The following is a 25,276-nucleotide window of genomic DNA, read 5'->3' on the forward strand; positions in this document are numbered from 1 at the left end:
GGAACCTAGGCGTGGCTGAATTTCGGTGCCCATGGCACGACGATGCGTTCGAGAATCTCGGCTGCGTAGTAGAAGGCGATGCCCAGCACCGAAACGAGGAGCAGCGCCGCGAATACAAGCGCGGTGTCTAGCTGGGTCGAGGCGAACTGAATGACGTAGCCCAATCCGTCCGAAGCGCCGGCGAATTCGCCGACGATGGCGCCGATCACGCTCAGCGTGGCGGCTATCTTGGTCCCGGCCATCAGGTTCGGTAGCGAATGCGGAACGCGGATCCTGAACAGGATCTGCGTCGGGCTGGCGCCGACCGAATTCATGAGCGATAGCAGCGAGCGGTCGACCGCCTGCATTCCCGCCAGCATCGACAATGTCACCGGAAAGAAGGCGATGACCAGGATCAGACCGATCTTGGGCGCGAGCCCGTAGCCGAACCAAAGGATGAAGATCGGCGCCAGCGCCACCTTGGGCACGTTCTGGAACAGGACCACCAGAGGATAGAGCGCGCGTCCCAGCCAGTCGAAGCGCACGATGACCAGCGCGATGACGACGCCGACCACGACAGAGACGAGGAAGCCGAACAGGATCTCGCCGGCCGTCACCAGCGTGGCCTGCATGAGGGTCCCCCATTGCGCGACAAGCGATTGCGCGATCTGGGATGGAGCAGGGATGATGAAAGCCGATATGGCGAAAATCCGCACCACGGCTTCCCACACCACGATCGTGGCCAGCAGGAGGATGACCGCGGGCAGCCAACTGCTGGTCGCCGCGCCCCAACTCGAGGCAAGCCGCGACTCGGAGAGATTGGCGAGGGGTTGATCGCTCATGACGCGTCTCCCGGTTGATGGCTGGCGCGCAGCATCGTGCGAAGCTGGACGACCAGCCTGACGAATTCCGGATCTTCCGTTACCGACAGGTCGCGCGGGTAGGGCAGGCCGATGTCGAGGCTCTCGGTGATCCGCCCCGGCTTGATGCCCAGGACATGGACATGCCGCGACAGGTGTATGGCCTCATCGATGGAGTGGGTGACAAGGACGATGGTCTTGCCGGTGCGCTGCCAGATCTCGAGCAGCGACTGGCCCATCGAGTCGCGGGTGATGGCGTCGAGCGCGCCGAACGGCTCGTCCATCAGCAGCACCGCCGGATCGAGCGCGAGCGCCCGCGCGATGGCGACGCGTTGGCGCATGCCGCCGGACAATTCATGGGGGAGCTTGTGGGCGCTGTCGCCCAATCCCACCAGTTCCAGCATTTCCTGCCCCCGCGCCCGCAGATCCGCGCGCGAGAGCGACTTGTCGGCAATGCTGAGCAGCATCGACGCGTTGTCGACGGCATTCTTCCAGGGCAGCAGGTTGGCGTCCTGGAAGACGAGGCCGATCATGCGCTTGCGCGCGGCCTCGACCGGCGAAAGCCCGGCGATCGAAACGCTGCCGCTTGTCGGATTCACGAGCCCGGCCAGCACCTTGAGCAAGGTGCTCTTGCCGCAGCCGGAAGGGCCAATGAGGGAGACGAACGATCCTTTCGGTATCGACAGATCGATATTCTGCAGAACCAGTTGCCGGTCCAGGGTCACCGAAACGCCCTTGGCCAGGATCAGGTCGTCGTCGTGACGGATATGGGCCGGCCGGCCGCCGGCCGCTCGAACGGGTTCAATGCGCATGGCTTGCCGCTCCATGAACTGCCGTCAGAGGTAGCCGTGCCCGCCGGTGCCCAAAGGTGTGCCCGGCACAAACGACCGCCGTTACCAGCTCTCCAACCCAGCCCGCCCTGTCAGCACGATGCGCCATCAGCTACTCCCGGCCTTCCAGGATGCGCCGCACCGCAACGAGCTTGCGCGCACGGTCGGCCTGCAGCGCCTTGGTCTGCTCGGGCGTATAGGAGAACATGCCTTCGCCCGACTTGATGCCGAACTTCGAGGCGTTCGTCCTCTCCAGCACCATCGGCGCGACATCGTCACGATTGGAAAGATCGGCGTTGAGGAAGGACGAGACGGATTTGTAGATATCCAGCCCCGCCATATCGAGCAGCGCCATCGGACCGACGACGGCGATCTTGTAGCCGATGCCCCAGGACACGCAGGTGTCGAGATCTTCCGGCTCGATGACGCCGCGTTCGACGAGATCGACCGCCTCGCGCAGCAGCGCATAGAGCACGCGGTTCTCGACAAAGCCGGGAACATCCTTCTTCACCACCACCGGCAACAGGCCGATCGAGCGGATGAGGTCGCGGATGCTCGTCACGGTCTGCGGCGCCGTCTTCTCGCCGCCGATCACCTCGATCATCGGGATGATGTGCGGCGGGTTCGACCAGTGCATGCCCACCATCCGTTCGGGATGCGAGATATGCGCCTGCAACTGAGTGATCGGAATGCCCGACGTATCAGATGCCACGATCGTGTCCGATGCGATCAGGCCGTCGATGCTGCGATAGACCTCGGCCTTGATCGAGATGTTTTCGGGAACGTTCTCGACGACCAGGTCGGCGCCCGACACCGCCTCGCCGATATCGTCGGTGAAGCGAACGGTTCCGGCACCGGCGGACGGTGCCGCGATGCCGAGGGCATCGAGAACGCCCTCTGCCGTGCCCAGCGTGGCGCGCGCGCGCTCGAGCGCCGCCGGGGCGACATCGTAGGCGGTCACATGCAAGCCGCCCCTGGCGAGCCTGGCGGCCATGCCCGGACCCATCGTGCCCAGACCGATGATGGCGATACGTTGGATCATCACGCTGCCCTGCTTTCTATTGTTGCTTTCGATGCCGCGATGAGGTCGGCGGCCTTCTCGGCGATCATGATCACCGCCGCATTGATGTTTCCGCAGACCAGGTCGGGCATAACCGAAGCGTCCACCACGCGCAGGCCGTCGACGCCGCGGATGCGCAGTTCCGGATCGACGACCGAGGCCGCATCGGCGCCCATCCGGCAGGTTCCAGCCGGATGATGCACGGTGATGGAGGTCTTGCGGATATGCTCGTCGATCTCGTCGTCGCTCTGGCACTTCGGACCGGGAAAGAATTCGGCTTGGATGAAGGGCTGCATGGAGGGCTGAGCGGCCAGGTTCCTTGCCACCCGGAAACCGGCCCGCAGCGATTGCCAGTCCTTCGGCGAGGCGAGGAAATTCTGGTGGATAAGCGGTGCCGCGGCGGGATCGGCCGAGGCCAGTTTCACCGCTCCCCGGCTCTCGGGCTGCGTCGCCACGATCCGTGTCGCGAACCCGTCCGTAAAGGGCGCCTTGAACGGCTGAAGATATGGCCATGCGGCGAGTGGAGCCGCAGTGAACAGCAGCTGCACATCCGGCAGCGGCCGCTCCGGAGCGCTTTTCAGGAATGCTACGACCCCGCCCGGCACATCCCCCGAAAAACCGCTTCCCGTGAGATAAGTCTTGAGGAAATCCAGCCCGATCCGGTCCGCGCGCATATTGTGCAGAAACGGGCCCGGGGTCCGGCGCCGGTACATGAGGATGACCGAGACGTGATCCTGCAGGTTCTTGCCGACCGAAGGTAAATCGACCCGCGTCTGGACGCCGTGCGCCGCAAGCTCGTCGGGAGCCCCGATGCCGGAAAGCATCAGGAGCTGCGGGGTGTTGATCACGCCGCCCGAGAGCAGGACTTCCCTGCAGGCGATGACCGTCCGTTCGGCGCCGCGATGCTTTATCGTCACCCCTTTGGCGCGCGTGCCTTCCAGTACGATCTTCGTCGCCATCGCTTCGGTCAGCACGGTCAGATTGGGGCGCTTCAAGGCCGGCCGCAGATAGGCGGACGCAGCCGAGCTGCGCCGGCCTTTGGCGATCGTCATCTGGAGGCGGCCGAAACCTTCCTGCTGTTCGCCATTGTAGTCGTTCGTCTGCGCATAGCCCGCCTGCAAGCTGGCCTGCGCAAAGGCATCGATCAGCGTGTCCTTGTAGCGGCAGAACTGCGTGTTGAGCGGGCCGCTTCCGCCACGGAAGCGGTTCTCGCCGCCTTCCCAGCTTTCCTGCTTGCGGAAATAGGGTAGGACCTTCTCATACGACCAGTCGCTGAGCCCACTGGCGGCCCAGCGGTCGTAGTCGCCGCGGTTTCCCCGCACATAGGCCATGGCGTTGGTCGACGATGATCCGCCGATGACCTTGCCGCGCGCGCATTCGACGCGGCGGCCGCCAACGTTGTCTTCCGGCTCGCAGAAATACATCCAGTCATGGCGGCGCTCGGTCAGGATCTTGCCCCATCCAAGCGGGATATGGATCATGGGGTCGCGATCCCAGCCGCCGGCCTCGATGAGCAGCACGGAACATTGCGGGTCGGCGCTCAGCCGGTTGGCGAGCACGCAACCGGCCGATCCGGCCCCAACGATGATGTAGTCGTAGCTTTGTGCGTGCGGCATGGTTCTACTGCTTTCGCCTGACGCTCTGGCCTCGGAGAATTTTCGAGATCGGGGCTGGGATACCCTGGCAGGGATCAGGCCCTGCCAGGGGTGTTCAAAGACCCGCTGGCGCTAGGCCAGGCCCGCTTCCCTGAGGCGCTGCGACCAGTGATCCCATCCCCGGTCGATCTGGGCCCCGACGAGGTTTCCCGCGGCCTTGATTTCGCCCGGCGACAGATACTTGATCTTGCCGATCTGCAGGCCGGCGGTCTGCGCTGCCGCTTCCTGTTCAAGATAGAAAGCCCGGAACACCACCTGCCGGACAGAACTGCCGACATTGACGACACCGTGCCGCGCCATGAGGACTACGGTCTGGTCGCCGAGGCTTTCGGCTATATCCCGGCAGACGCTCGGGCTGCCCCCGAAGAGGTCCGTAGCATCACCCTGCTTGTCGCGTATTTCATAGACGGGAACCGACTCGCCAAGAAACGCGCCCATATGGGTCACGGGCCGCAACGGCTGGTCGGTAAAGCAATAGGGCAGGACGGCTGGAGAGTGGCTGTGGAGCACGCAGTTGACGTCCGGCCGTGCCTTGTAGATCTCGCTGTGGATGTAACGTTCCAGGTAGGACGGCCGGTTGTCCGAGGTCTCGCCATCGAGATTGAAACGCAGGATATCGTCGGCCGTTATCAGGCTTGGCGCAAGCTTCTGGGCGAGGAAGAAGCTTTGGGGATCCTCGGGGTCACGGGCGCTGATGTGCCCGAACGTGTCCAGGATGCCTTCGTTCAGAAGTATCTTCGTCGCTGTGACCAGCTCTTCGAAGACCTTGGGGTGCGCTGGGCTTTTGTCTTTCATTCCAATTCTCCCATTGCGCGGCGATGACGACCATTTTTATTGTTGTTATCGGCCGCCGGCACCGCGGGTTTCACTTGTTTTCGTAGATGCCGACGATCCGATTCTGTTCGATGATGTTTCCGGCATATTTCTGCAGGAACTCTTCCCTGGTGGGTGTCCCTTCGACCTTCGTGTCCAGCGCATAGACCCAGAAGTAGTAGTGATGCTCGCCATGGCCGGCGGGAGGCTGGGGGCCGTAGTATTGCTTGTCGCCCGCGCCATTGGGTCCGACGCGGAACTTCTGCTGCGCGTCTGAAAGATCGGTGGTCGACGGATCGATGCCGTAGACGACCCAATGCGTGAAACCGTTGGCCAAGGGCGCGTCGGGGTCATGACAGATGACCGCGAGCTCTTTCGCGCCTGCCGGGACGCCGCTGACGGTCAGCCTGGGCAACACGTTGCCTTTGTCGCCGGCATGCTCGTCGCGCAGTTTCCCGAGCGGCTGGAAATCCGCGGAGGTGATCTTGAGGTCCTTGATGTTCAGGGGCATGGAATTGGTCCTTTTTCGATCGAACTAGACGGCGGCCTCGAGGTCGGCGACGGTTTTGCCCCCGACGCGCTGATGCACGCGCGGACCCGATGCAACGGCGACGCAGATCAGAAGCTCATCCGGGCGCGGGCCATCCGGCACAGAGAAGGTGACGGCGTCGTAATGGGAACGGATGTAGAGCTCGTCCTTGTGGGCGAGCGGAATATCGATCGCTGTACCGGCAGCGGCGACCTTGCTAACCGACGAGATCCAGGCCTTGCCGCCTCCCACCTGCTGCCGCAGCGGATCGCCGAACAGCGTGGTGATGCAGGCGACGACATGCTCCTGTTCGCCGGCCGTTCCGGCAATGCCGCCCTTGCCGTAGCTGTTGACCGGCCGGTTGCCGAGCAGCGCCGCCGCCCGTTCGCCGAGCGCATGGCCGATGGCGGGGCTGGGATTCACGATATCGGACAGATCGGCAACAAACTTGCCGGCAAAAGGATTGCGGATGACAACCCCTACCGCGACTTTGATGAGCGTATCGCCGGGTTCCCCGCCGTCATGCCGGATCTCATGGACAGTCGAATACCAGCCCCGAACGTCGTAGTTTTTTTCAACTTCCAATGAATGGTCCATCTTAATCTCCCGAGGAGAGCACAGCTTCTGCCGCACCAATTGATCTGTAGACCGGCCGGGTCGGAATTATTGCGGCCATGAGAAGACGCGGCGCAGCGGGTCGAAGCGCGCTGCTTCCAGGGCTGCGGGTGTGAACATGTTCCCCTTCGAGAGCGAACGGTTGGCCGCATAGTCGCCGGACAGTGCCTGGCAGCGATCGGTGATCGGGCGAATGCGCTTCTCCCAATCGACGAGTGCGTCTTCGATGGAAGAGCCGGTCTCGAGGTCCTGCGACAGACTGAAGGCATTGACCATCGCGCAGCCGGCGCCCTGGGCAAGAGCCGGGCACATCGCGTGCGCGGCATCGCCGACAAGGGCGACCTTGCCTCTCGTCCAGCTATCCAGCTTGGTCGTCTCGTATTTGTCGTATCGGGCGGTCTTCAGCTTCGCCGCCTCGACCAAGCACGGCTCCAAGAAGGGGAACATCTCGACCCAGACTTCGAGATCGATCGGCACTGCCGATCCACGCGGATCGGCGGCTGGAGCCATCAGGCCGAGATAGAGTTCGTTCTCGTTGCAGGGCGAATAGAGGATGCGCTGGACACGCGGCCAGAAGTTCCACATGTCGATGGTGTTGTCCCACTCGCCATGGCCGAGCTCCTTCTTCTGGCGCGGGACGATCAACCGGATGAGGCCGTCCTTCGAGATCCATCGATCCTGTTTGAAGCCAATAGAGTCCCTCACCTTGGAGCCGACGCCGTCGGCGCCGACGATCAGGTCGGCTTCGAGGACCTCTCCGGTCTGCAGGGTGAGGCGACCTTCCGGATCGGCGGCGACCGCCTCGGAATTGACGCGGATGTCGACACCGACCGCGCGGGCGCGGTTGACCAGCGCATCATGCAGATGGCTCCGGGTCATGATGCGCCAGGGCAAGCCCTTGAACGTCTCCTTGGAGACGGACTTGTTGTGCATCCAGGTCTCATAGGTCGGAGGTGTATGCGAGCCCTGGAGAACCTCGTCCAGCGCGCCCAATCCTTCGAGGACGCGAAGGCCGTTGTGCCAGAGATAGATGCCTGCGCCGAAGGCCCTGAGTTCGGAGCTCTTTTCGTGCAGCCCGACATCCCAACCGTTCTGCCGCAGAGCGATCGCGGCCGTCAGGCCGGCAAAGCCGCCACCGGCGACCTCGGCACGCCGCGTCTTGCCCGGAGTGTTGTTTACATTGGCCATTTTCTGTCCTGATCCTGCATGCAAGAAGACGCTTGTTCGACCGTCAGGCGTCGATGAAATTGGTGATGGCTCTCAGCGTGATCTCGGGCGAGACCTCGTTGACGTAGTGGTCGGCGTCCGGGACGACGACCACGGGCAGGTCGGGCCGCAGCCGGCTCGTCTTTGCCAGCGCTGCCGCCGAGACCAGCTTGCTTTGTTCACCGCGGACGATGAGAACGGGTCTGGTCACGTCCCGATAGGCCTGCGTCAGGTCTGCCCGCAGACCCTTGGCGGTCTGCGCCATGGCCGCAGGCGATGCCAAGGGGCGGAAGCCTCCCTCGACCTGCAGATAGCCGCTTTCGGCCCTGATCTTGATGGCGCCGGCGGGAATGTTTGGATAGCGGCCGGCAAGATATGCTTCGACGGCATCGAGATCCTTGAAAAGCTTGCTTCCCGCATTCACCCGGGCTTCCAGCGCATCCAATGCCTCGGTCTCGATGTATGGCGTGAAGTCAATCGCGACGACCGAGCGCACCAGGTCTGGATATCTCACGGCGGCCGTGACTGAGTTTCTCGCGCCGAGCGAATGTCCGACGAGGATGGCAGGACCCCGGCCGAGCGTGCGTATCAGGCTAGCGATGTCGTCCGCGTAGTCATTCGCCGCATAGTCGCTTTCAGGCTTGTCACTGAGGCCATGCCCTCTCTGATCGACAGCCACAGTCGTGAAGCGATCCGAGAGCTGAGTCATCAACGGCGCGAAGACCGCGGAGTTGGAGGTTATGCCGTGAAAAAACAGCATCAACGGGCCGGTACCGCTCTCTCGCACATTCAAGATGATGCGATCGATATCTACACGTCGCGAACCAATCTGCCTGGAAAGTATGTCTGCCACGACGTTTATGATCCCCGGCGCCCCTGCTTTCTCGCATAAAAGGATCATACAAGCACTGGGGCGTCAACCCAGATTGTCTGACATTCTTGCAATCTTAAGAATTGACAATCTGGCCATTCCCGCTGTCCAATGCACCCGGCCTCGCATATGATGCGTCAGATTCTGACCCTGAGCCCGTGAGACGTAACCGATGCCGCCCGAACTGAATTTGCGGATTTCGCCACGAACAGTGCAGCAGGAGACTGTCGACAAGTTGCGGCTCGCTATCCTTTCGGGCCTGTTTCAGCCGGGAAGCCGGCTTATTGAAAGCCAGTTGTGCGCACAGCTCGGCGTAAGCCGCCCCTCGCTAAGGGAGGCATTGCGCAGCCTTGAGGCCGAACGCCTGATCGAGATCGTTCCCAATCGCGGGCCGTCGATACCGGCGCTTTCGTGGAGCGAAGCAACCGCCATCTACGAGGTTCGAGAGCTGTTGGAAGTGGAGGCGGCCGGACGATGCGCTACAAGAATCCCCACGGAACAGTTGCATGAACTTGAGAAATCGCTTGCCGCATTCGAAGAAGCCGCCTCAAGTAATGACAGCTTGGCCCAGGTCATGACCGCAGCCGACTTCTATTCAATAATACTCGCGAATTGCGGCAACCCCATCCTTGAGGAAGTCCATCGCGGTCTGGTGGCTAGGATCAGCTTTTTTCGAGGACGATCGATGTCTTTGGAGGGCAGAGCACAAAGCAGCCTAGCGGAGATGCGGGAGATATTCGAATCCATTGCCGCCGGCGACGAGAAAGCCGCCCGCAAGGCCTCGAAACGGCACCTTTTGAAGGCCAAAGCGGCGGCAAAGATGTCCATGAATAGCGAGAGTTAAGGTCTCGGAGGCGGCGGCGTCCGGCTTAAGTCTCGAAATCCTTCCCTGTGTTTCGGATCGCGCGTCCGCCCGGCCGAGATTAGCGCGCTGGGTTGGCTGCGGCACCGCCGGGCAGGCAACGGCCTAAGCTTGCATGTTAATACGGAAACATGGAGTGGAGATGACCAAGGCGATTGGTGGGCACAACCCGAGTGCCGATGTCGTCATCGTCGGCGGTGGCTCGGCAGGCTCGTTGCTCGCGGCGCGGCTGAGCCAGGAGCCGGCCCGCCGTGTCCTGCTGATCGAAGCGGGCGAGGAGGCGGGCGATCCCGATATCAGGGTTCCAGCCCGCTGGCCCGCGCTTCAGGGCCGCAGCTACGATTGGAACTATCGCACGGAGCCGCAAAAGGGGACCGCGGGCCGGGTACATAGCTGGGCGCGGGGGCGGTTGATCGGCGGGTCAAGTTGCCTGCATGCAATGGGCTACATGCGCGGCCATCCCTCTGACTTCCAGGCGTGGGTCGACGAGACTGGCGATCGCCGATGGAGCTGGGATGAATTGCTACTCTCATTTCAGGCTATTGAAGATCATCCGCTCGGGGGCAACGGCCTTTACGGCAAGGGCGGGCCGATGCCCGTCTATTTGCCGTCGGATGAGGTGAGTCCGGTGGCGCGCGCGTTCATCGAAGCCGGCGCCGCTCTGGGCTTGCCGCGTCTTGAGGGCCACAACAGCGGACAGATGATCGGCGTCACCCCGAACTCTCTAAACATTCGAGACGGGCAGCGGATTACGGTGGCCGACGCCTGGCTCACGCCGGCTGTTCGAAGCCGCGGAAATCTAACCGTCCTGACGGGATCCCAGGTGCGACGGCTTACCCTGGACGGCAATCAGGTGCGCAGTCTCGAAGTTGTGGGGCGACACGGCGGCCCTTTGGAAGTCTTTGCGGATCAAGTGGTACTCTGCGCCGGCGCGCTGGAAAGTCCGGCTTTGCTGATGCGCTCAGGCATTGGTCCGCACGATATACTCAAGACCGCCGACGTTGGCTGTTTGATCGATATGCCGGAAATTGGTCGAAACCTTCAGGACCATCTGCTTGGTGCCGGTAACCTTTATGCGGCCCGCAAGCCGGTTCCGCCATCGCGCCTCCAGCATTCCGAGTCGATGGCCTATATGCGAGCTGCCGGGTTCACCGGTACCGGGCAGCCCGAAATTGTCGTTGGCTGCGGCGTGGCGCCGATCGTGTCCGAACGCTTTCAGGCGCCTGCCGCCGGCACGGCATATTCGTTGCTGTTCGGGATCACTCATCCGACGAGCCGCGGCAGCGTGCGTATAAGTGGGCCGGAGCTCGATGATCAATTGATCATCGACCCCGCATACCTGCAAACCGGCCGGGATCGAAAACTGTTTCGACAGGCTCTGGAGGCGGCACGAGAGATCGGTCATCGGGACGAACTTGCCGATTGGCGGGAGCGCGAACTTCTGCCAGCCGCTCTGAACCGTGGCGCGGAGATCGACAACTTCATAGCGCAGTCAGTCATCACACATCATCATCCCTGCGGTACCTGCAGGATGGGCAAGGACAACGGCGGCGCCGTCGATGCGAATCTGAAGCTCAAGGCGCTCGATAATCTTTTTGTCGTTGACGCTTCGATCATGCCCAGTCTCACCGCAGGACCGATTCACGCTGCCGTTCTCGCGATCGCCGAAACCTTCGCCCGGACCATGAACGCAGCAAGGCCGCGCTGATCTGGCTTTCTGGTGTGCGGAGCAACGTTGGGAGGCTGAGCAGAGGACACAGAAGCCGAGCCTCGCCGTGAGCACGATCCCGCCTCGCCCTGTGGGCGCAGATGCCGGCGCCGTGGTCGACGTTCGCCTGCGCCTCAACGGTATCGTTGGATTGCGAGTGGCGGATGCCTCGATGATGCCGCGCGTCGTGCGCGGCAACACACATGCCGCCGTCGTTATGACCGCCAGGTTTTCACCTCTGGATAGCGCGGCCGAAGCCGCTCTTTCAGCTACTTTCGTAGTTAGCCGGCTATTCGCTTGAATTGTGCTTGTCGCCAAACACGCCGCGTTCGCTGACCTGAATGCCGGCAGGGCCGAGGATCACGCAGAACAGCACCGGCAGGAAGAACAGGATCATCGGTACGGTCAGCTTCGGCGGTAGCGCCGCGGCCTTCTTCTCGGCCTCGTTCATGCGCATGTCGCGGCTTTCGTTGGCGAGCACGCGCAGCGCCATTCCCACGGGCGTGCCGTAGCGCTCTGCCTGGATGAGAGCCTGCGTCACCGCCTTCACCGATTCCAGCCCCGTGCGGGTGGCGAGGTTCTCGTAAGCCTGCCTGCGCTCCTGCAGAAACGACAGCTCGGCATTTGTCAGGACGAATTCCTCGGCAAGCTCGACCGATTGGGCGCCAATCTCATCCGCAACCCGGCGGAAGGCGGTCTCAACCGACATGCCGGATTCCACGCAGATCAGCATGAGATCGAGCGCGTCGGGCCAAGCCTTCTGAATCGACTGCTTGCGCTTCGTTGCCCGGTTGGAGACGTAGAGCACGGGCGCGTAGAAGCCGGCGTAGGCAACGAGGATGCAAACGAACAGCTTCACGAAGTTTGGCCGTTCGGCCAGTCCGCCGAGGATGAACACATAGGCCGCTGCCAGCGCGAAGCCGGCAAAGGGAAGCACGAGGCGGAAGAACAGGAAGACCGTCAGAGGATTCTGGCCGCGGAAGCCTGCCAGCCTCAGCTTGTTGAGCGTGCTTTCGTCGACGAGCGCGCGCTTGAGGTCGAGCCGCTCGACGATGTTCTTCATGCCCAGCGACTGTTCCTCGCGCAAGCCTTTGCGGCGGCGGTCCGTTTGGGCGGCGAGCCTCGCGCGCTGCTTGGCGCGGAGCTCATCGCGTTCGAGAGCGACGGATTTCATGCGCTTCTTGAGCTGGTCGCCGCCGAGCGCGGGCAACAGCGTGAAGACTGTCACGAACACCGCGACGCTGACCAGAAGCGCGATCAAGAAGGACGGGTCGGTGAGCGATTTGACGATATGTCCGGTCATGGAGCGCCCGCTACACCTCGAAACTGATCATTCTCTTCATCACGAAGATGCCGATGGACATCCAAAGAGCTGAGCAGCCGAGGATGAGATGCCCGGTGCTCGTCGTGAAAAGCGGCATGATGTAGGTGGGGCTCGACAGGTAAACGAGCCCGGCGACGATGAAAGGCAGCGCGCCGATGATGGCGGCCGAAGCCTTCGCCTCCATCGAGAGCGCCTGAACCTTGGCCTTCATCTTCTTGCGATCGCGCAGAACGCGCGACAGATTGCCGAGCGCCTCCGACAGGTTGCCGCCCGCTTGGCTCTGGATCTGGATGACGATGCCGAAGAAGTTCGCCTCCGTACAAGGCATGGTCTCGCTCATGCGCAACGCCGCTTCGGGAATGGAGAGCCCGAGCTGCTGCGCCTCCACGATGCGCCGGAACTCGGTCCTCACCGGCTCCTGTGCCTCATTGGCTATAAGGCGTACGCCGTCGTTCAACGGCAGGCCGGACTTGACGGCGCGCACGATCACGTCGAGCGCATTGGGGAACTCGTCCAGGAAAGCCTTGACGCGGCGGGCGCGGCGGAACGCGATGTACCAGCGCGGCAGGCCGATCGCTCCGACCAGAAGGACGCCCGGCAGCACGATCATCGGGGCGCCGAGGAAGAAGGCGAGGAAGGTCAGCACGAGACCGCACACCGCCGAATAGATGTAAAAGCGCTGCAGGTCGATCTGCAGTCCCGCCTGCCTGATCTGGATGCGAAGCGGCGGCTTCTTGAGATTGAGGTCCTTGGCCTTCTGTTTCTGCTCGAGCTCCTTCAGCGAATCCTGCACCGATTTCCTGCGCTTGGTCGCCTCGGCAAGGCGATCGCGCGAGGCCTTGACGACCGAACGGTCCGTCTCGGCCTTCTTGACGATCTCCAGCCGCTTTTCAACGTTCCGTTCGGTCTCGATCCTGTTGAACAGAAAAGCGTAGGCGACCGCGCCCGCGCTACAGCCAGCGAGCGCGACGAACGCCAGAACCATGCCGTCTATCCCGAACACCGCACGAAACTCCCGACCACCCGAGCACTTTCAAGAACCGAAGGTCAGCGAAGCAAAGGCTCGCCGACTTTCCGGATAAGATCATGCTGCACAAACAAAGAGCTGGAGCACGACCAACGACTCCGCTCGAATCCATTCTGCTCTAACCGGACTGCTTCTCCATTGCCTCGAGTGCGGCGGCGAGCCGCTGCTCCTCGCCATAGTAACGGGCACGGTCCCAGAAGGCCGGGCGCGCGACGCCGGTGGAGACGTGCTTGCCGATCAGCTTGCCGTTCTGGTCCTCGCCCTTGATGTTGTAGAGCACGAGGTCCTGGGTGATGACGACATCGCCTTCCATGCCGAGAACCTCGGTGATGTGGGTAATGCGGCGTGAACCGTCGCGCAGGCGGGCCGCCTGGACGATGACGTCGACCGAGCCGACGATGATCTCGCGCACGGTTTTCTGAGGCAGCGAGTAGCCGCCCATGGCGATCATCGATTCGATACGGTTCAGGCACTCGCGCGGCGAGTTGGCGTGGATGGTGCCCATCGATCCGTCGTGGCCGGTGTTCATCGCTTGCAGAAGGTCGAACACCTCGGGGCCGCGCACCTCGCCGACGATGATGCGCTCGGGCCGCATGCGCAGGCAGTTCTTGACGAGATCGCGCATGGTGACCTCGCCCTCGCCTTCCAGATTGGGCGGACGTGTCTCAAGGCGCACGACATGCGGCTGCTGAAGTTGCAGCTCGGCCGAGTCCTCGCAGGTGATCACGCGCTCCTCGCGATCGACGAAGTTGGTGAGGCAGTTCAGCAGCGTCGTCTTGCCGGAGCCCGTGCCGCCGGAAATGATGACGTTGCAGCGCACCCGGCCGATGATCTTCAGCACCTCAGCGGCCTCCGGCGAGATCGAGCCGAACTTCACGAGCTGGTCGAGCGTAAGCTTGTCCTTCTTGAACTTGCGGATCGTCAGGGCCGGCCCGTCGATCGAGAGCGGTGGCGCAATCACGTTGACGCGCGAGCCGTCGGGCAATCGCGCATCGCAGATCGGCGAGGATTCGTCGACGCGCCGGCCGACCTGGCTGACGATGCGCTGGCAGATGTTCAGGAGCTGCTGGTTGTCGCGAAAACGGATATTGGTCTGCTCGACCTTGCCGTTCACCTCGATGTAGACTTGCCTGGCGCCGTTGACCATGATGTCGGCGATCTCATCACGCGCCAAAAGCGGCTCGAGCGGACCATAGCCCAGCACGTCGTTGCAGATATCTTCGAGCAGCTCCTCCTGCTCGGCGATCGACATCGCAAAATTCTTGATCGCGATGATGTCGTTGACGATGTCACGGATTTCCTCGCGTGCATTGTCGGGCTCGAGCTTGGCAAGCTGCGAAAGATCGATGGTGTCGATCAGCGCCGAGAAGACCTGCGATTTGGTGTCATAGTAGCTTTCGCTGCGCTCCCGCTGCGGCCGGCGCACCGGTTCGGCCCCAAGCGGCGGCGTGGCGACGGGCTTGCGAGCCGTGGCAGGCGTGGAATTCGTTGCACCGGGCGGCAACGGCTCAGCCGCGCGCGAATGCTCGGCCAGACCTGAGGCCGGCCTGCCAAGCTGAACGCCAGGGGCTGGTGCAGGCGGACGGAATTCCGTCGCCTGGCGTGCTCCGTCGTCGCTGCCTCTCCTGCCAAACATCGCTTGCTACTACCGCGGACCAGAAATCATATCTTCAGCTTCAGCCTGTCGAGCAGGCTCGCAAGGCCGGCCTTTTTCTTCACCTTGATCTCGGAGCGGCCGGTCAGCACATGCGCGATCTCGTTGATCGTCTCGACGATCGCATTCTGCGCGTCCATTTCGCCCAGCATGCGGCCGTTATTGGCGGCGTTGCCGAAGAGCTGCGGCTCGAAGGGGATCACGGCCGTTGGCTCGAGCCCGAGCGGCTGGGCAAAATCGGCGGCCGAGATTTCCGGGCGCTTCGGAATGCCGGTCTGGTTGACGATCAGCCGGGGCGGCGCATCGTTCGGCCGCAGCTTCTTCAGCGTATCGACGAGGTTCTTCGTGTTGCGCAGATTGGCAAGCTCCGGCGTCGCGGTGATCACCACCTCGTCCGCCTGCATCAGCGTATTCTTGGTCCACCCGTTCCAGGCATGAGGCAGATCGAGCACCAGGAGCGGCGCGCTGCGCTGAGCGGTGTCGATGATCTGCTGGAACGCATCCGGGTCGAAATCGTAGACGCGGTCGAGTGACGAGGGGGCGGCAAGCAGCGACAGGTGCTCGGCGCATTGCGCCAGCAGCCGATCGAGATAGACCTCGTCTATGCGCTCGGGCGCGAACACGGCTTCGGCTATCCCTTGCGCCGGATCCTGGTCGAAGTTGATGTTGGCCGTGCCGAAGGGCAGGTCGAGGTCGGCGACGACGACCTCGGACTTGAACAGCGTCGACATCGCCCAGCCGACATTATGGGCGATTGTCGAGGAGCCGACGCCGCCTTTGGCGCCGATGAAGGCGATCGACGTGCCGATCGGGTCGGCTTCCGGATCGCCGAAGATCGAGGCAACGACGCTGACGACGTCGGCCATGGAGATCGGCGCCACGACATATTCGGAGATGCCGGAGCGGATCAGCTCGCGGTAGAGCCAGACATCATTGTAGTGGCCAATCACGATGACTTTCGTGCTCGGGTCGCAATGCTCGGCAAGCTGACGGAGTTGTTCAATCATCTCCCGCGGCTCGCGCCGCGATTCGACAATGATGAGATTCGGAGTCGGCGCCGACTGGTAGAACTCGATCGCCGTCGCGATGCCGCCCATGTGGACCTTCAGGTGGGTCCTGGCCATGCGGCGGTCGTCGGCGGCACGTTCGATCGGGCCGGCCACCCCTTCGGTCTCGCAGAAGGCCTGAATGGAAATACGCGGCACCGGCCGCAGCGACCGCATCGCTGCGATGTCGCCCTGAACGTTGGGGTCGCCATCGTGGTGTGCAGTCTCGTAGGCCAGGTTATTCATGGTCGCGCCCCATTGCCGACACGGTCAGAAATTTATGTCGACTTCGGATTTGCCGAGGAATTCATTCGAGACGCCGCGCTGGCGATAGACGTCGATGACCTTGCTGCGGTTCTCTGCATCGATCTCGGTCTGCTTGCGCGGTCCGAGCAGGTCGGCCGGGTTGGCGATCTGCGCGGCAAGGTTGTTCTGATAGGAGCAGCCGAAATTGGCGTAATGCTTGTTCTCCGAATTGTTCATGAGGTCCTCGGGCCAGCGTCCGCACCTGTTGGTCTGCGCGCGCATGGCCACGTATGAGACGCGGATCGGAGCAGATGCCTCGACCACCGGCGACTGGTAGGAAGCCATCATGATGCGCGAAGCCGGCACGCCTCGCGATCGGATGAAGGCGCGGAAATCCCTTGCCGCATCTGCTGCGGCAAGATCATTCGCGGCGCCGGTCGGCACGGCGATGGTGACGAGCGGCAGGGCGCTGCGGTCGTAGCTGTCGAGAAAGCCGTCGAGCGCGACACGCTGTGTACGCGTCATGCCGCGATCTTCCGCCGCAACGGGCAGATCGATCGCCTCCTGCTTCTCGGCGATGAAGATCGGATGATTGGTCCGGTAGTCATCCGGAATGGCGCCGACCGTGATGCTGTCCCGCTTGACGCAGCCGGCGAGCAGCCCGACCGCAATCGCGGCGAGCATCGAAACCGCGGTGCGCCCCATCTGTCTTCGGTTTTGGACCGCCAGCGTGGCTGCCATGCCCGTGCCCCCAGCAACCTTGCCCATGTCCCGGACCTCGATCACTTGTAAATGTACCCGACGACGCCGTGATAGCGGCCGTTGGGAAGATTGGTCTGCATCGTGCCGAACACGCGGTTGACGCGGCCGAGGAAGTAGCCTGCGCCGTCGCTCGGCGGGTTGAAGTTGTCGTCCGGCTTGGCGAGAGCGTTGCGCGCGACCGGCCGCGACAGATAAGGCGTGACGATGATGACGAGCTCGGTCTCGTTGCGCACGAAATCCCTGCTGCGGAACAAGGCGCCGAGCACGGGAATCTTGGAAAGGCCCGGCAAACCAGCCATGGCCTGCCGCACATCGTCTCGCACCAGGCCGGCAATCATCATCGACCCCCCTGAGGGCAGCTCGATTGTCGTGTCGGCCAGGCGCTTGCGGATCGAGATCATGTTCGTGCCGGGCAGATTGTCGCGCGGGTCGAAGATGCCGCCCAACAGGCCGGGACTTTTCCGGGAGGGGCCGGCTTCAAACGGCACCGATCCTTCCGTTGTAGGCTCGGATACCGATGTCCTCATCTTGAGGCTGATGCGACCAGGCGACAGCACGACCGGTTGGAATTCCAGGCCGATGCCGTACTCGATCTTTTCGACGCTATAGGTTACCTGGCCGGTCTGATTTTGGTCTGAGACCGCGCTCGTTCGCCCAGTCACGAGATTGTACTCACCACCGACCTTGAAAGTCGCCTTCTCGCCGGATACGGCGGTAAGGGTCGGCTCGGCCAACGTTTTCATCACGCCGGCCTGCTCCATCGCGTTTACATACGCGTCGACCGTCGAGGTTCCGATCGCAAGGCCACTGGCAGACAGCGGTTTTCCGAGGCCAAAGGAGTTTTCGGAGATAGCGCCCCAGCTGATGCCGTTGCTGCCGCCGCCGATCATGTTGACGCCGAGCTGCTTCATGACCGTTCGGGAGACCTCCGCGACAGTCACCTTCAGCGTGACCTGATCATCGCCGATGATCTTCAGCAGATTGACGATCCTGCTGGTCCGGCGTTGCGAGTCCGGGTTGTCGATGGCGACACCGCCGGCCGCATCGCCGCCGGCGGCTGTCTGCGAGTATTGGCCGGTCGTCGCTTCACCGCCGCTCACGAAGATCGTGGCGAGGTCGGAAGCACGCTTGGCATCGAGCGGCGTCTCCACCGTTCCGGACAGGATGACGTTGTCGTTCAACAGTTCGACGGTGATGTCGGAACCGGGAATGAAGCGCTTGAGATATTCTTCGAGCCCCGAGACGTCGCGCTCGACCGCAAGGTTCAGGCTGACGACCTGCTCGCCATTCGGCCCGAACACGAAGATGTTGGTCTGCCCGACGGTCTTGCCAAACAGATAGATCCGGCGCGCCGTGCGGGTCACCGCATCCGCCACGGCGGGATTGGCGACGAGGATGTCATAGGCGTCGGCGGGGAGATCGACCACGATCGACTTGTTGAGGCCGAGCTTGATCCGCTGCCCCTCGCCCGCCGCCGTGACGCTGGCCCCATTGGCATGCGCGGGAGACGCCAAACGCGGCATGGCCATCCCGACAATAATGCCTGCCGACAGCAGCAAGGTGCCGGCAAGCCTGCCGAGCGCACGCAATGAGCGGGCGACGGGCGCCGGTTTCGTCAATCTCATCATCCTCACCTCGCCCCCACCTCAGTCACTTCACCCGACTTGATGAGTCGGATCGTGCCGCGCCGGCCGTTGCCGGAGACGAGATAGTCAGCATCGTCCGCCGACTTCTCCTGGGTGTCGGTGATCGAGCGAAGCGCCAAAGTCAGCCGGTCCGCCATCTGCTGGGCGACCGTGATGATCTCGGCCTGCTGCGGCGTCAGCTCGAGGGTCGCCGTTTCGCCGACCTTGACCTTCTTGCCTTCTTCATCCTCCTGGATCGTCTGATCGATCGCCAGGACGCGGATGTTCTTCAGGACCGTCTCGGTGATGAACCGGTCACTGCCGCCGCCGGAATTCGACTGCGGCGCGCGGCGTGTCATGATCACGTCGACAAAGTCATTGGGCAGTATGAAGCCGCCCGCCGAAGTATCGGCAGAGATGTGGGTGGCGACCGCGCGCATTCCGGACGGCAGGACCGAGGACATGAAGCTCTGGCCGTTGCCGATCAGCTTGGTACGGCGCAGCGGTTCGCCTGCATAGAGCGGCACGCGCGCGATGGCGCCCTTCAGCTTGTCGATCGCATCCGGCTCGCCGCCGCGGGTGACAAAGGTGTCGTTGACGGAATCGGCCGGCCAGGACTGCCATCTGAGCTGCCCGTCAACCGGCTGTCCCATGGGCACGTCGCCGGAAAGCACCAGCACGTCGCTCAACGCAATCGCCGGCTCCTGCGGGCCGGCCGGAGCCACGACTTCAGCCGGTGGCGCAGAGGCCATGTTCTTGGCAATGTAGCCGGCCCCGCCTGCGGCAGCCACCGCGACGCCAAGAATCATTATCCGGGATGCAGCCATTTGCCCGCCTCGTACTCGGCTTTCCACCCAACGAGGCCGGACATTGCAGGGGCAATCGTCAAATTACGGTTAATGTAAAGCTTACGATCATGCTTAATTCAAAGTTTATGAAAATGCCGGCGAACTGGCAGGACGGGGGCACAGGGGTGCCGCGCCGAGCGCTATGGCGACATGATATTGTTTGAAGGGCAGAAGCAGGGCGATCGCTGGAAACGGCGAGTGTACGACCCCCCTCTGGCCTGCCGGCCATCTCCCCCTCAAGGGCAGGGAAATTGCACAAGGGCGCGGCGCTGGTGACCCCCTCCCCCTTGTGGGGAGGGATTCAGGGTGGGGGTGCCTCGCGATTGGTCTGCAAAGTTAGCTGAAGCAGACGGCATAACCCGGCTTGAGATGGCGCGCGTCGGACCCCCACCCTGAATCCCTCCCCACAAGGGGGAGGGGGTCACCGGCGCCGCGCCACATGGGGTGGGGACGGGCGCAAACCCGTCAAGCGATTGTCCCAGGGCTAAACGTTGTCAGTGGCCAGACAGGCGCGCGATCGCCCATTGCATGAGCGGTGAGTCGGGATAGCTGATCAGGGCGCCGATGCCGAGCGCGATGCCATAAGGCACGCCGGCAGTCGGATCGGCGAAATGGCGCAGGAACATATTGTTGCCGGTCAGCATCGCAAAAGGCGATTTCCGATAGGACAGGATCATGAGCGTCAGCAGCCCCCCGATGAAGGCCGATGCGACCAGGTAGGAAATAAGGTTCAGGTTGAAGCCCATCCAGAGCGCGGTCGCGGCCATCAGCTTGGCGTCGCCGCCGCCCATGCCGCCGATCGCGAACATGAGGAAGGTGAACGCGAGTACCGTGCCTGCCGCCGCGAAGTGCCAGCCATAACTCGCCCAATCCATCCCGGTCAGAGGTGCAATCACTGCGAAACCAGCGATGAGGATGACCGAAACCTTGTTGGCGATCGTCATCGACAGCAGGTCGGAGACGGCCGCAAACAGCATGCAGAAGGGGAACACGACGAGGATGAGGGCTTCGAGCATCGAATTTGGCCGTGACGATGTCGGTCGATATTAGGCGGCTGCGATTAAGTAAGGGTGAAGCTCCACGGAAAAAGAAAGCCGTCCTACTGGACGGCCTTCCCCAATACTTGAATTTATGCCGGCCTCAGAGATTGCCATTGCCGGTGGTATCCAGCTTGTTAGCAATCTTGCCGAACTTGTCGTTCAGCGAATTGCCGAGCTGGCCGGCGCCAACGATGATTGCAAGAGCGATAAGCGCGGCGATGAGGCCGTATTCGATGGCGGTCGCGCCGGACTCGTCCTTCACGAAACGCGCAAAAAGCTTGGACATTCGAGAGCTCCTTACTCCACGTGTTACAGCACTTCCGTCAACTTTTTATGCGTCGATCGGATACTGGCAATTTAGGCTGAAGCTCTTTCGATCGACTTAAGAAACAGCCTTACCGAAACCTTGACGGGCATGAGTGCGAACGGTGGTTAATCCATAGCTAAATTAGCGCATTTCGTTTGATCGACTTCTTATATAGTCGAAAGCTCGTAACCGCAGGCGTCGAAGCGCATGCCCTTTCATGCGCAGGCGCGTCACATAAGGATCGCAGGAGCCCGCCGAAGCCCCCACGCCACTTAACGCTTGGTTCACCAATCTGCTTCATCTTCCGCTGAAGATCATATCGAGGGAAGCGTGATGGGGCTGGGACCGGGCTTGCGGGCCTTATCGACGGCGGCTCTTCTAGCCGTCGGCACGATCTCTGTCGTTTCTTCCGCGAATGCCGAGCCCGGCATCACTGTCCAGATGAACGAAGCCAAGATCGTCAAGCTTGCGCGGGCGGCCGATACCGTCGTCATCGGCAATCCAGCGATCGCCGATGCTTCCGTCCAGGATGCCTCCACCATCGTGCTCACCGCCAAGGGATTCGGCGTGACGAACCTCGTCGTGCTCGACAAGCAGGGTAATCCGATCGTCGACGAGCTGGTGACCGTCACGCGCCAGACGTCGAGCTCGGTGCGCGTCTACCGTCGCGCCGAGATGCAGACGCTCTCCTGCACACCCTATTGCGAAAGCTCCTACAAGTCCGCCGCTGAGCGTACCTCCGAGCGGGAGATGAACGCCAACCAATAGGGGCAGCCATTCGCGATGGTTAGCCGCGGGTAAAGCGCGGCGCTCAGCTTTGACCGATCATCCAAACTGGACCTCAACAGGTCTTCGCTATTGTCGCCCCGACAGGATCGGCAGAAGCTGAAGATGAGCACCTCCAAGGTCAATGAAGGGCCGAACCGCGGCATCATTCAACGCATGCGGGAATGCTTCGGGCGTTTCGCCCGCAACCGGGACGGCGCCACGGCGATCGAATTCACCATCCTCGCGCTCCCCTTTGCGGCGCTCACCTTCGCCATCCTCGAAACCTGCATCTCCTTCACGGCCCAGGAAGTGCTCGCCAATGCGACGGACGACATCGCCCGGCAGATCCGCACCGGCCAGCTCAGAAGAGCCGATATCACCGAAGTGATCCTCAGGCAGATCATCTGCGACCGCCTTGAGATCATCGTCGCCAATGGCTGCCCCGATCTCGTCATCGAGTTGCAGAACTCCGCCACTTTCGAGGAGGCGGCAAGGAAGGCCAAGCTCACGATGCAGAACAACGATATCGTCAGCAGTGGCGTCAATCCCGGCGGAGCGCTCACCATAAACACGCTGAACGTCTCCTACAAATGGCCGGTAATCACCGACTTCATGCGCAAGGCGATGTCCAACCTGAAGGACGGCAAAACGCTGCTCTTCTCGACGGCCAGCTGGCGCAACGAACCATTCGACGAGTGATCGGCAACAGCCTGGGGTGGAGAGAAAGGCGTAGCATGTCCATATGTGCAGGGGCGCATGGCAGGTGGTTGAGGTCACCGGAGTGGCTCAGTCGTTTTCATGCAGACCGTCGGGGTGTGGCGGCGATCGAATTCGCATTCGTCGCACCGCTTCTGTTGTGCATGTATTTCGCATCAATGGAGGCCTCGCAAGCCATCGAGACCGACAAGAAGGTGAGCCGGATCGCCAGCATGGTCGCCGATCTCGTGACGCAGCAGCAGGACACGACATCCCCGGTGGCGCTGAAGGCCATCATGGATATCGGCAAGGCACTGGTGCAGCCCTACAACCGCTCCAGGCCGGAGATTGTGATCACCGCGATCAGTATCTCCGACGAGAATACGCCCAAGGTGACGGTGGCGTGGTCGAGCAGGCTGGCCGGCGACGGAACGAAATGCCTCGGTGAGGCTAACGAAACGAAGGGGAAAACCACAACCGTTCCGGCGGACCTCAATACGCGTGGAGCGTTTCTTGTGCGCGTCGCAAGCTGCCTCGATTATCAGCCGGTGATCACCTGGTCGACTGGTGACACGCCAGGATTTGGCTGGACGTCAATTTTCAAGAATATCTCCATGAAGGAGACCTATTACCTGCGGCCCCGCATGAGCCAGGAGATAAGCTGCGCCGACTGCTTGACCTGACTTTCGGTCGGCTGGAGGATGTTCACGGCCCGCCAGCTCAACCGGCCGTCTCGATTCGATTTGCCATCGCCTGGCTTCGACCTTATTGCTTGGGTTCGATGCTGGAAAATTGACCGGGCCCTGCGGATGGCGCGCGCTTTCATCTTCGTCCTGGATTCTTTCGGCATCGGCAGCGCGCCGGATGCTGCGGCATTCGGCGACGAAGGCTCCGACACGTTCGGCCACATCGCGGCTGCCTGCGCCGCCGGTGGCGGGGATCGTGCGGGGCTCCGCTCGGGTCCGCTCGACCTCCCCAACCTGATGTCGCTCGGGCTCGGCGAGGCGGCGGCAATTGCGAGCGGCCGCAAGGCCGGGCACGGCAAGAGAACAGGTTTTTTCGGCGCCGCGGAAGAAATATCGACCGGCAAGGATACGCCTTCGGGCCACTGGGAGATCGCGGCCGTGCCGGTTCCCTTCCAATGGGGCTACTTCCCCGAAAAGATACCGGCCCTCCCCGCAGCGCTCAGCGAAGCGGTCACCCGCGAGGCGAAGCTGCCCGGCATCCTCGGCGACTGCCATGCCTCCGGAACGGAAATCATCGCCCGGCTCGGCGAAGAGCACCTTCGGACCGGCAAGCCGATCCTCTACACCTCAGCCGATTCGGTGCTGCAGATTGCGGCACACGAGACGCATTTCGGCCTCGAGCGACTCTATGCGCTCTGCAAAACGGCACGGCGGCTGGTTGATCCCCTCAATATAGGCCGAGTCATAGCCCGCCCGTTCGTAGGCGAGACGGCTGAGGCATTCGAGCGGACCGCCAATCGGCGCGATTTCGCGGTGCCGCCGCCGGAGCCCACCCTGCTCGACAGGCTGGTGCAGCGCGGCAGCAAGGTGATCGGCATCGGCAAGATCGGCGACATCTTCGCGCATCAGGGCGTGTCCGAGGTACGCAAGGCCTCAGGGAACATGGCGCTGTTCGACGCTTCGCTCGGCGCGATGGACGATGCGGGCGATGGCGACCTGGTGTTTGCCAATTTCGTCGATTTCGACACGCTGTTCGGCCACCGCCGGGACATACCGGGCTATGCGGCGGCACTTGAAGCGTTCGACGGCAGGCTTCCGGAGGCTTTCGCCAAACTCCGCAAAGGCGATCTTCTCCTGCTCACTGCGGATCATGGCTGCGACCCGTCATGGCACGGGACCGATCATACGCGCGAGCGTGTGCCGATCCTCGGCACCGGGCCAGGCCTGAAGGCAGAGGACGTCGGACTGAGGCGGAGCTATGCCGATATCGGCGAGACGGTCGCCGAGCATCTCGGCCTCGCGCACGGCCGGCACGGGACGTCCTTCTATTCGGCAATTGCCGGCAATGCCTGAGCTGCCGGAGGTCGAAACGGTCCGCAGGGGCCTGCAGCCGGTGCTCGAGGGGGCGTGCATCGTCAAGGTGGAGGCACGACGTCCCGACCTCAGATTTCCTCTTCCCGAAGGTTTTGTCGGGGCTCTCACCGGCCGGCATGTGACTGCGCTCGGCCGGCGGGCGAAATACCTCATCGCGCATCTCGAAGACGGAAAGGCGCTGATATGCCACCTCGGCATGTCGGGCTCGTTCCGTATCGAGCGCTCCGGCGCCTCATCGACGCCGGGCGTCTTCCATAATGAGCGCTCGAAGCTCGATGCGCATGACCATGTGGTCTTCACGGTCAGGAACGGTGCCGGCCCTTCATCGCGCATCATCTTCAATGACCCGCGCCGCTTCGGCTTCATGCTTCTTGCCGACGAGGCCACGCTAGATCAGCATCCAATGCTCGCCGGGCTCGGTACGGAGCCGACCGGCAATGAGCTCAGCGGCGCGCTGATCAGCGATCTGTTCCGCGGCCGGGAAATGCCGCTCAAGGCGGCATTGCTCGACCAGCGGCTGATCGCCGGAATCGGCAACATCTATGCCTGTGAAGCGCTATGGCGAGCGAAGCTTTCGCCGCGACGGGCAGCCGGCTCGATCGCGGCGAAGCCCGGCAAGGCTTCGCAGCGGGCGGAGCGGCTCGCCGAGGCGCTGCGCGACGTCATCGCCGAGGCGATCGAGGCGGGCGGCTCATCCTTGCGAGATCACATCCGGACCGACGGCTCGCTCGGATATTTCCAGCACCGCTTCAAAGTCTATGACCGCGAAGGCGAACCCTGCCAGCGCGAGGATGGCGGCGTCATCGCCCGCGTGGTGCAAAGCGGGCGTTCGACGTTCTATTGTCCCGTCTGCCAACGATGAGCTAAGCAGGCCCGGCAAAAGCC

The 25,276-nt window shown here is 62.6% G+C and carries 26 protein-coding genes; 8 read left to right on the plus strand and 18 right to left on the minus strand.

Features of this window, described 5'->3' with window-relative positions; genetic code table 11:
* Positions 1 to 5: 5 nt before the first annotated feature.
* From SAZ10_RS30070 to SAZ10_RS30110, 9 genes are all read right to left on the minus strand, one after another.
* Complete coding sequence (locus tag SAZ10_RS30070) at positions 6 to 821, minus strand: ABC transporter permease (RefSeq protein WP_318613140.1); 816 nt, start codon at positions 819 to 821, stop codon at positions 6 to 8.
* Positions 818 to 1,651, minus strand: a complete 834-nt coding sequence (locus SAZ10_RS30075; RefSeq protein ID WP_318613141.1) for an ABC transporter ATP-binding protein — start codon at positions 1,649 to 1,651, stop codon at positions 818 to 820. The genes SAZ10_RS30070 and SAZ10_RS30075 overlap by 4 nt, the downstream gene beginning before the upstream one ends.
* Positions 1,652 to 1,781: 130 nt before the next feature.
* On the minus strand, positions 1,782 to 2,711 hold the full coding sequence (fhmpcd1, locus tag SAZ10_RS30080) for a 5-formyl-3-hydroxy-2-methylpyridine 4-carboxylate 5-dehydrogenase (protein WP_318613142.1): 930 nt from the start codon (positions 2,709 to 2,711) through the stop codon (positions 1,782 to 1,784).
* A complete protein-coding gene (locus SAZ10_RS30085) occupies positions 2,711 to 4,345 on the minus strand; it encodes a choline dehydrogenase (RefSeq protein ID WP_318613144.1) in 1,635 nt (544 codons plus the stop codon). The genes fhmpcd1 and SAZ10_RS30085 overlap by 1 nt, the downstream gene beginning before the upstream one ends.
* Positions 4,346 to 4,456: 111 nt before the next feature.
* Positions 4,457 to 5,179, minus strand: coding sequence for a class II aldolase/adducin family protein (locus SAZ10_RS30090; RefSeq protein WP_318613146.1), 723 nt, complete (start codon positions 5,177 to 5,179; stop codon positions 4,457 to 4,459).
* Between the two features lie 70 nt (positions 5,180 to 5,249).
* A complete protein-coding gene (locus tag SAZ10_RS30095; RefSeq protein WP_318613148.1) occupies positions 5,250 to 5,708 on the minus strand; it encodes a YbhB/YbcL family Raf kinase inhibitor-like protein in 459 nt (152 codons plus the stop codon).
* 24 nt (positions 5,709 to 5,732) lie between these two features.
* Positions 5,733 to 6,323, minus strand: coding sequence for an amino acid synthesis family protein (locus tag SAZ10_RS30100; protein ID WP_318613149.1), 591 nt, complete (start codon positions 6,321 to 6,323; stop codon positions 5,733 to 5,735).
* A 66-nt stretch (positions 6,324 to 6,389) separates the two neighbouring features.
* Positions 6,390 to 7,529: an NAD(P)/FAD-dependent oxidoreductase gene (locus SAZ10_RS30105; protein ID WP_318613151.1), complete on the minus strand. Its 1,140-nt coding sequence runs from the start codon at positions 7,527 to 7,529 to the stop codon at positions 6,390 to 6,392.
* Between the two features lie 43 nt (positions 7,530 to 7,572).
* Positions 7,573 to 8,400, minus strand: coding sequence for an alpha/beta hydrolase (locus SAZ10_RS30110; RefSeq protein ID WP_318613152.1), 828 nt, complete (start codon positions 8,398 to 8,400; stop codon positions 7,573 to 7,575).
* A 190-nt stretch (positions 8,401 to 8,590) separates the two neighbouring features.
* On the opposite strand from SAZ10_RS30110, the gene SAZ10_RS30115 reads away from it, so the two are divergent.
* The 3 genes from SAZ10_RS30115 to SAZ10_RS30125 all read left to right on the plus strand — a co-directional run bounded on the left by SAZ10_RS30115 (position 8,591) and on the right by SAZ10_RS30125 (position 11,289).
* Positions 8,591 to 9,262 (plus strand): GntR family transcriptional regulator, encoded by a 672-nt coding sequence (locus SAZ10_RS30115; protein ID WP_318613153.1) that lies wholly within the window; start codon positions 8,591 to 8,593, stop codon positions 9,260 to 9,262.
* Positions 9,263 to 9,422: 160 nt separating this feature from the next.
* Positions 9,423 to 10,988 carry a GMC family oxidoreductase gene (locus SAZ10_RS30120; protein WP_318613154.1) on the plus strand — a complete coding sequence of 522 codons (1,566 nt, stop codon included), beginning with the start codon at positions 9,423 to 9,425 and terminating at the stop codon, positions 10,986 to 10,988.
* Positions 10,989 to 11,055: 67 nt separating this feature from the next.
* Entirely contained in the window at positions 11,056 to 11,289 is a 234-nt protein-coding gene (locus tag SAZ10_RS30125) for a GMC oxidoreductase (RefSeq protein WP_318613155.1), read from the plus strand.
* Here SAZ10_RS30125 and SAZ10_RS30130 read toward each other — a convergent pair.
* The 9 genes from SAZ10_RS30130 to SAZ10_RS30170 form a co-directional block, all read right to left on the minus strand.
* A complete protein-coding gene (locus SAZ10_RS30130) occupies positions 11,278 to 12,291 on the minus strand; it encodes a type II secretion system F family protein (protein WP_318613156.1) in 1,014 nt (337 codons plus the stop codon). The two genes, SAZ10_RS30125 and SAZ10_RS30130, sit on opposite strands and share 12 nt — an antisense overlap.
* Before the next feature lie 10 nt (positions 12,292 to 12,301).
* Complete coding sequence (locus SAZ10_RS30135) at positions 12,302 to 13,315, minus strand: type II secretion system F family protein (RefSeq protein ID WP_318613157.1); 1,014 nt, start codon at positions 13,313 to 13,315, stop codon at positions 12,302 to 12,304.
* A gap of 142 nt (positions 13,316 to 13,457) precedes the next feature.
* On the minus strand, positions 13,458 to 14,975 hold the full coding sequence (locus SAZ10_RS30140; RefSeq protein WP_318613158.1) for a CpaF family protein: 1,518 nt from the start codon (positions 14,973 to 14,975) through the stop codon (positions 13,458 to 13,460).
* Between the two features lie 26 nt (positions 14,976 to 15,001).
* A complete protein-coding gene (locus SAZ10_RS30145) occupies positions 15,002 to 16,285 on the minus strand; it encodes an AAA family ATPase (RefSeq protein WP_318613159.1) in 1,284 nt (427 codons plus the stop codon).
* A gap of 24 nt (positions 16,286 to 16,309) precedes the next feature.
* The gene (locus SAZ10_RS30150; RefSeq protein ID WP_318613160.1) at positions 16,310 to 17,053 is read right to left on the minus strand and encodes a CpaD family pilus assembly protein; all 744 of its coding nucleotides are present in this window, start codon (positions 17,051 to 17,053) and stop codon (positions 16,310 to 16,312) included.
* Positions 17,054 to 17,067: 14 nt separating this feature from the next.
* Positions 17,068 to 18,672: a type II and III secretion system protein family protein gene (locus SAZ10_RS30155; protein WP_412535328.1), complete on the minus strand. Its 1,605-nt coding sequence runs from the start codon at positions 18,670 to 18,672 to the stop codon at positions 17,068 to 17,070.
* 5 nt (positions 18,673 to 18,677) lie between these two features.
* Positions 18,678 to 19,499, minus strand: coding sequence for a Flp pilus assembly protein CpaB (cpaB, locus tag SAZ10_RS30160; protein WP_318613162.1), 822 nt, complete (start codon positions 19,497 to 19,499; stop codon positions 18,678 to 18,680).
* A gap of 515 nt (positions 19,500 to 20,014) precedes the next feature.
* Positions 20,015 to 20,536, minus strand: coding sequence for a prepilin peptidase (locus SAZ10_RS30165; protein ID WP_318613163.1), 522 nt, complete (start codon positions 20,534 to 20,536; stop codon positions 20,015 to 20,017).
* Positions 20,537 to 20,660: 124 nt separating this feature from the next.
* Positions 20,661 to 20,846 (minus strand): Flp family type IVb pilin, encoded by a 186-nt coding sequence (locus SAZ10_RS30170; protein ID WP_318613164.1) that lies wholly within the window; start codon positions 20,844 to 20,846, stop codon positions 20,661 to 20,663.
* Positions 20,847 to 21,200: 354 nt separating this feature from the next.
* Between SAZ10_RS30170 and SAZ10_RS30175 the strand changes: the two genes are divergently transcribed.
* From SAZ10_RS30175 to mutM, 5 genes are all read left to right on the plus strand, one after another.
* On the plus strand, positions 21,201 to 21,635 hold the full coding sequence (locus SAZ10_RS30175; RefSeq protein WP_318613166.1) for a pilus assembly protein N-terminal domain-containing protein: 435 nt from the start codon (positions 21,201 to 21,203) through the stop codon (positions 21,633 to 21,635).
* A gap of 123 nt (positions 21,636 to 21,758) precedes the next feature.
* A complete protein-coding gene (locus tag SAZ10_RS30180) occupies positions 21,759 to 22,334 on the plus strand; it encodes a TadE/TadG family type IV pilus assembly protein (protein ID WP_318613167.1) in 576 nt (191 codons plus the stop codon).
* Positions 22,335 to 22,450: 116 nt separating this feature from the next.
* Positions 22,451 to 23,014 carry a TadE/TadG family type IV pilus assembly protein gene (locus tag SAZ10_RS30185; RefSeq protein WP_318613168.1) on the plus strand — a complete coding sequence of 188 codons (564 nt, stop codon included), beginning with the start codon at positions 22,451 to 22,453 and terminating at the stop codon, positions 23,012 to 23,014.
* Positions 23,015 to 23,140: 126 nt separating this feature from the next.
* Positions 23,141 to 24,370 (plus strand): phosphopentomutase, encoded by a 1,230-nt coding sequence (locus SAZ10_RS30190; RefSeq protein ID WP_318613169.1) that lies wholly within the window; start codon positions 23,141 to 23,143, stop codon positions 24,368 to 24,370.
* Entirely contained in the window at positions 24,363 to 25,253 is an 891-nt protein-coding gene (gene mutM, locus SAZ10_RS30195) for a bifunctional DNA-formamidopyrimidine glycosylase/DNA-(apurinic or apyrimidinic site) lyase (protein WP_318613170.1), read from the plus strand. Before SAZ10_RS30190 ends, mutM begins: the two co-directional genes overlap by 8 nt.
* The last annotated feature ends 23 nt before the right edge of the window (positions 25,254 to 25,276 follow it).

Source organism: Mesorhizobium sp. BAC0120 (assembly GCF_033542235.1).
Lineage (GTDB): Bacteria > Pseudomonadota > Alphaproteobacteria > Rhizobiales > Rhizobiaceae > JAWRCU01.

Coding starts and splice junctions, on each gene's coding strand:
- SAZ10_RS30070 (WP_318613140.1), bottom strand. CDS start 821: ATGAGCGATCAACCCCTCGCCAATCTCTCCGAGTCGCGGCTTGCCTCG.
- SAZ10_RS30075 (WP_318613141.1), bottom strand. CDS start 1,651: ATGCGCATTGAACCCGTTCGAGCGGCCGGCGGCCGGCCGGCCCATATC.
- fhmpcd1 (WP_318613142.1), bottom strand. CDS start 2,711: ATGATCCAACGTATCGCCATCATCGGTCTGGGCACGATGGGTCCGGGC.
- SAZ10_RS30085 (WP_318613144.1), bottom strand. CDS start 4,345: ATGCCGCACGCACAAAGCTACGACTACATCATCGTTGGGGCCGGATCG.
- SAZ10_RS30090 (WP_318613146.1), bottom strand. CDS start 5,179: ATGAAAGACAAAAGCCCAGCGCACCCCAAGGTCTTCGAAGAGCTGGTC.
- SAZ10_RS30095 (WP_318613148.1), bottom strand. CDS start 5,708: ATGCCCCTGAACATCAAGGACCTCAAGATCACCTCCGCGGATTTCCAG.
- SAZ10_RS30100 (WP_318613149.1), bottom strand. CDS start 6,323: ATGGACCATTCATTGGAAGTTGAAAAAAACTACGACGTTCGGGGCTGG.
- SAZ10_RS30105 (WP_318613151.1), bottom strand. CDS start 7,529: ATGGCCAATGTAAACAACACTCCGGGCAAGACGCGGCGTGCCGAGGTC.
- SAZ10_RS30115 (WP_318613153.1), top strand. CDS start 8,591: ATGCCGCCCGAACTGAATTTGCGGATTTCGCCACGAACAGTGCAGCAG.
- SAZ10_RS30120 (WP_318613154.1), top strand. CDS start 9,423: ATGACCAAGGCGATTGGTGGGCACAACCCGAGTGCCGATGTCGTCATC.
- SAZ10_RS30130 (WP_318613156.1), bottom strand. CDS start 12,291: ATGACCGGACATATCGTCAAATCGCTCACCGACCCGTCCTTCTTGATC.
- SAZ10_RS30140 (WP_318613158.1), bottom strand. CDS start 14,975: ATGTTTGGCAGGAGAGGCAGCGACGACGGAGCACGCCAGGCGACGGAA.
- SAZ10_RS30145 (WP_318613159.1), bottom strand. CDS start 16,285: ATGAATAACCTGGCCTACGAGACTGCACACCACGATGGCGACCCCAAC.
- SAZ10_RS30150 (WP_318613160.1), bottom strand. CDS start 17,053: ATGGGCAAGGTTGCTGGGGGCACGGGCATGGCAGCCACGCTGGCGGTC.
- SAZ10_RS30155 (WP_412535328.1), bottom strand. CDS start 18,672: ATGAGATTGACGAAACCGGCGCCCGTCGCCCGCTCATTGCGTGCGCTC.
- cpaB (WP_318613162.1), bottom strand. CDS start 19,499: ATGGCTGCATCCCGGATAATGATTCTTGGCGTCGCGGTGGCTGCCGCA.
- SAZ10_RS30165 (WP_318613163.1), bottom strand. CDS start 20,536: ATGCTCGAAGCCCTCATCCTCGTCGTGTTCCCCTTCTGCATGCTGTTT.
- SAZ10_RS30170 (WP_318613164.1), bottom strand. CDS start 20,846: ATGTCCAAGCTTTTTGCGCGTTTCGTGAAGGACGAGTCCGGCGCGACC.
- SAZ10_RS30175 (WP_318613166.1), top strand. CDS start 21,201: ATGGGGCTGGGACCGGGCTTGCGGGCCTTATCGACGGCGGCTCTTCTA.
- SAZ10_RS30180 (WP_318613167.1), top strand. CDS start 21,759: ATGAGCACCTCCAAGGTCAATGAAGGGCCGAACCGCGGCATCATTCAA.
- SAZ10_RS30190 (WP_318613169.1), top strand. CDS start 23,141: ATGGCGCGCGCTTTCATCTTCGTCCTGGATTCTTTCGGCATCGGCAGC.
- mutM (WP_318613170.1), top strand. CDS start 24,363: ATGCCTGAGCTGCCGGAGGTCGAAACGGTCCGCAGGGGCCTGCAGCCG.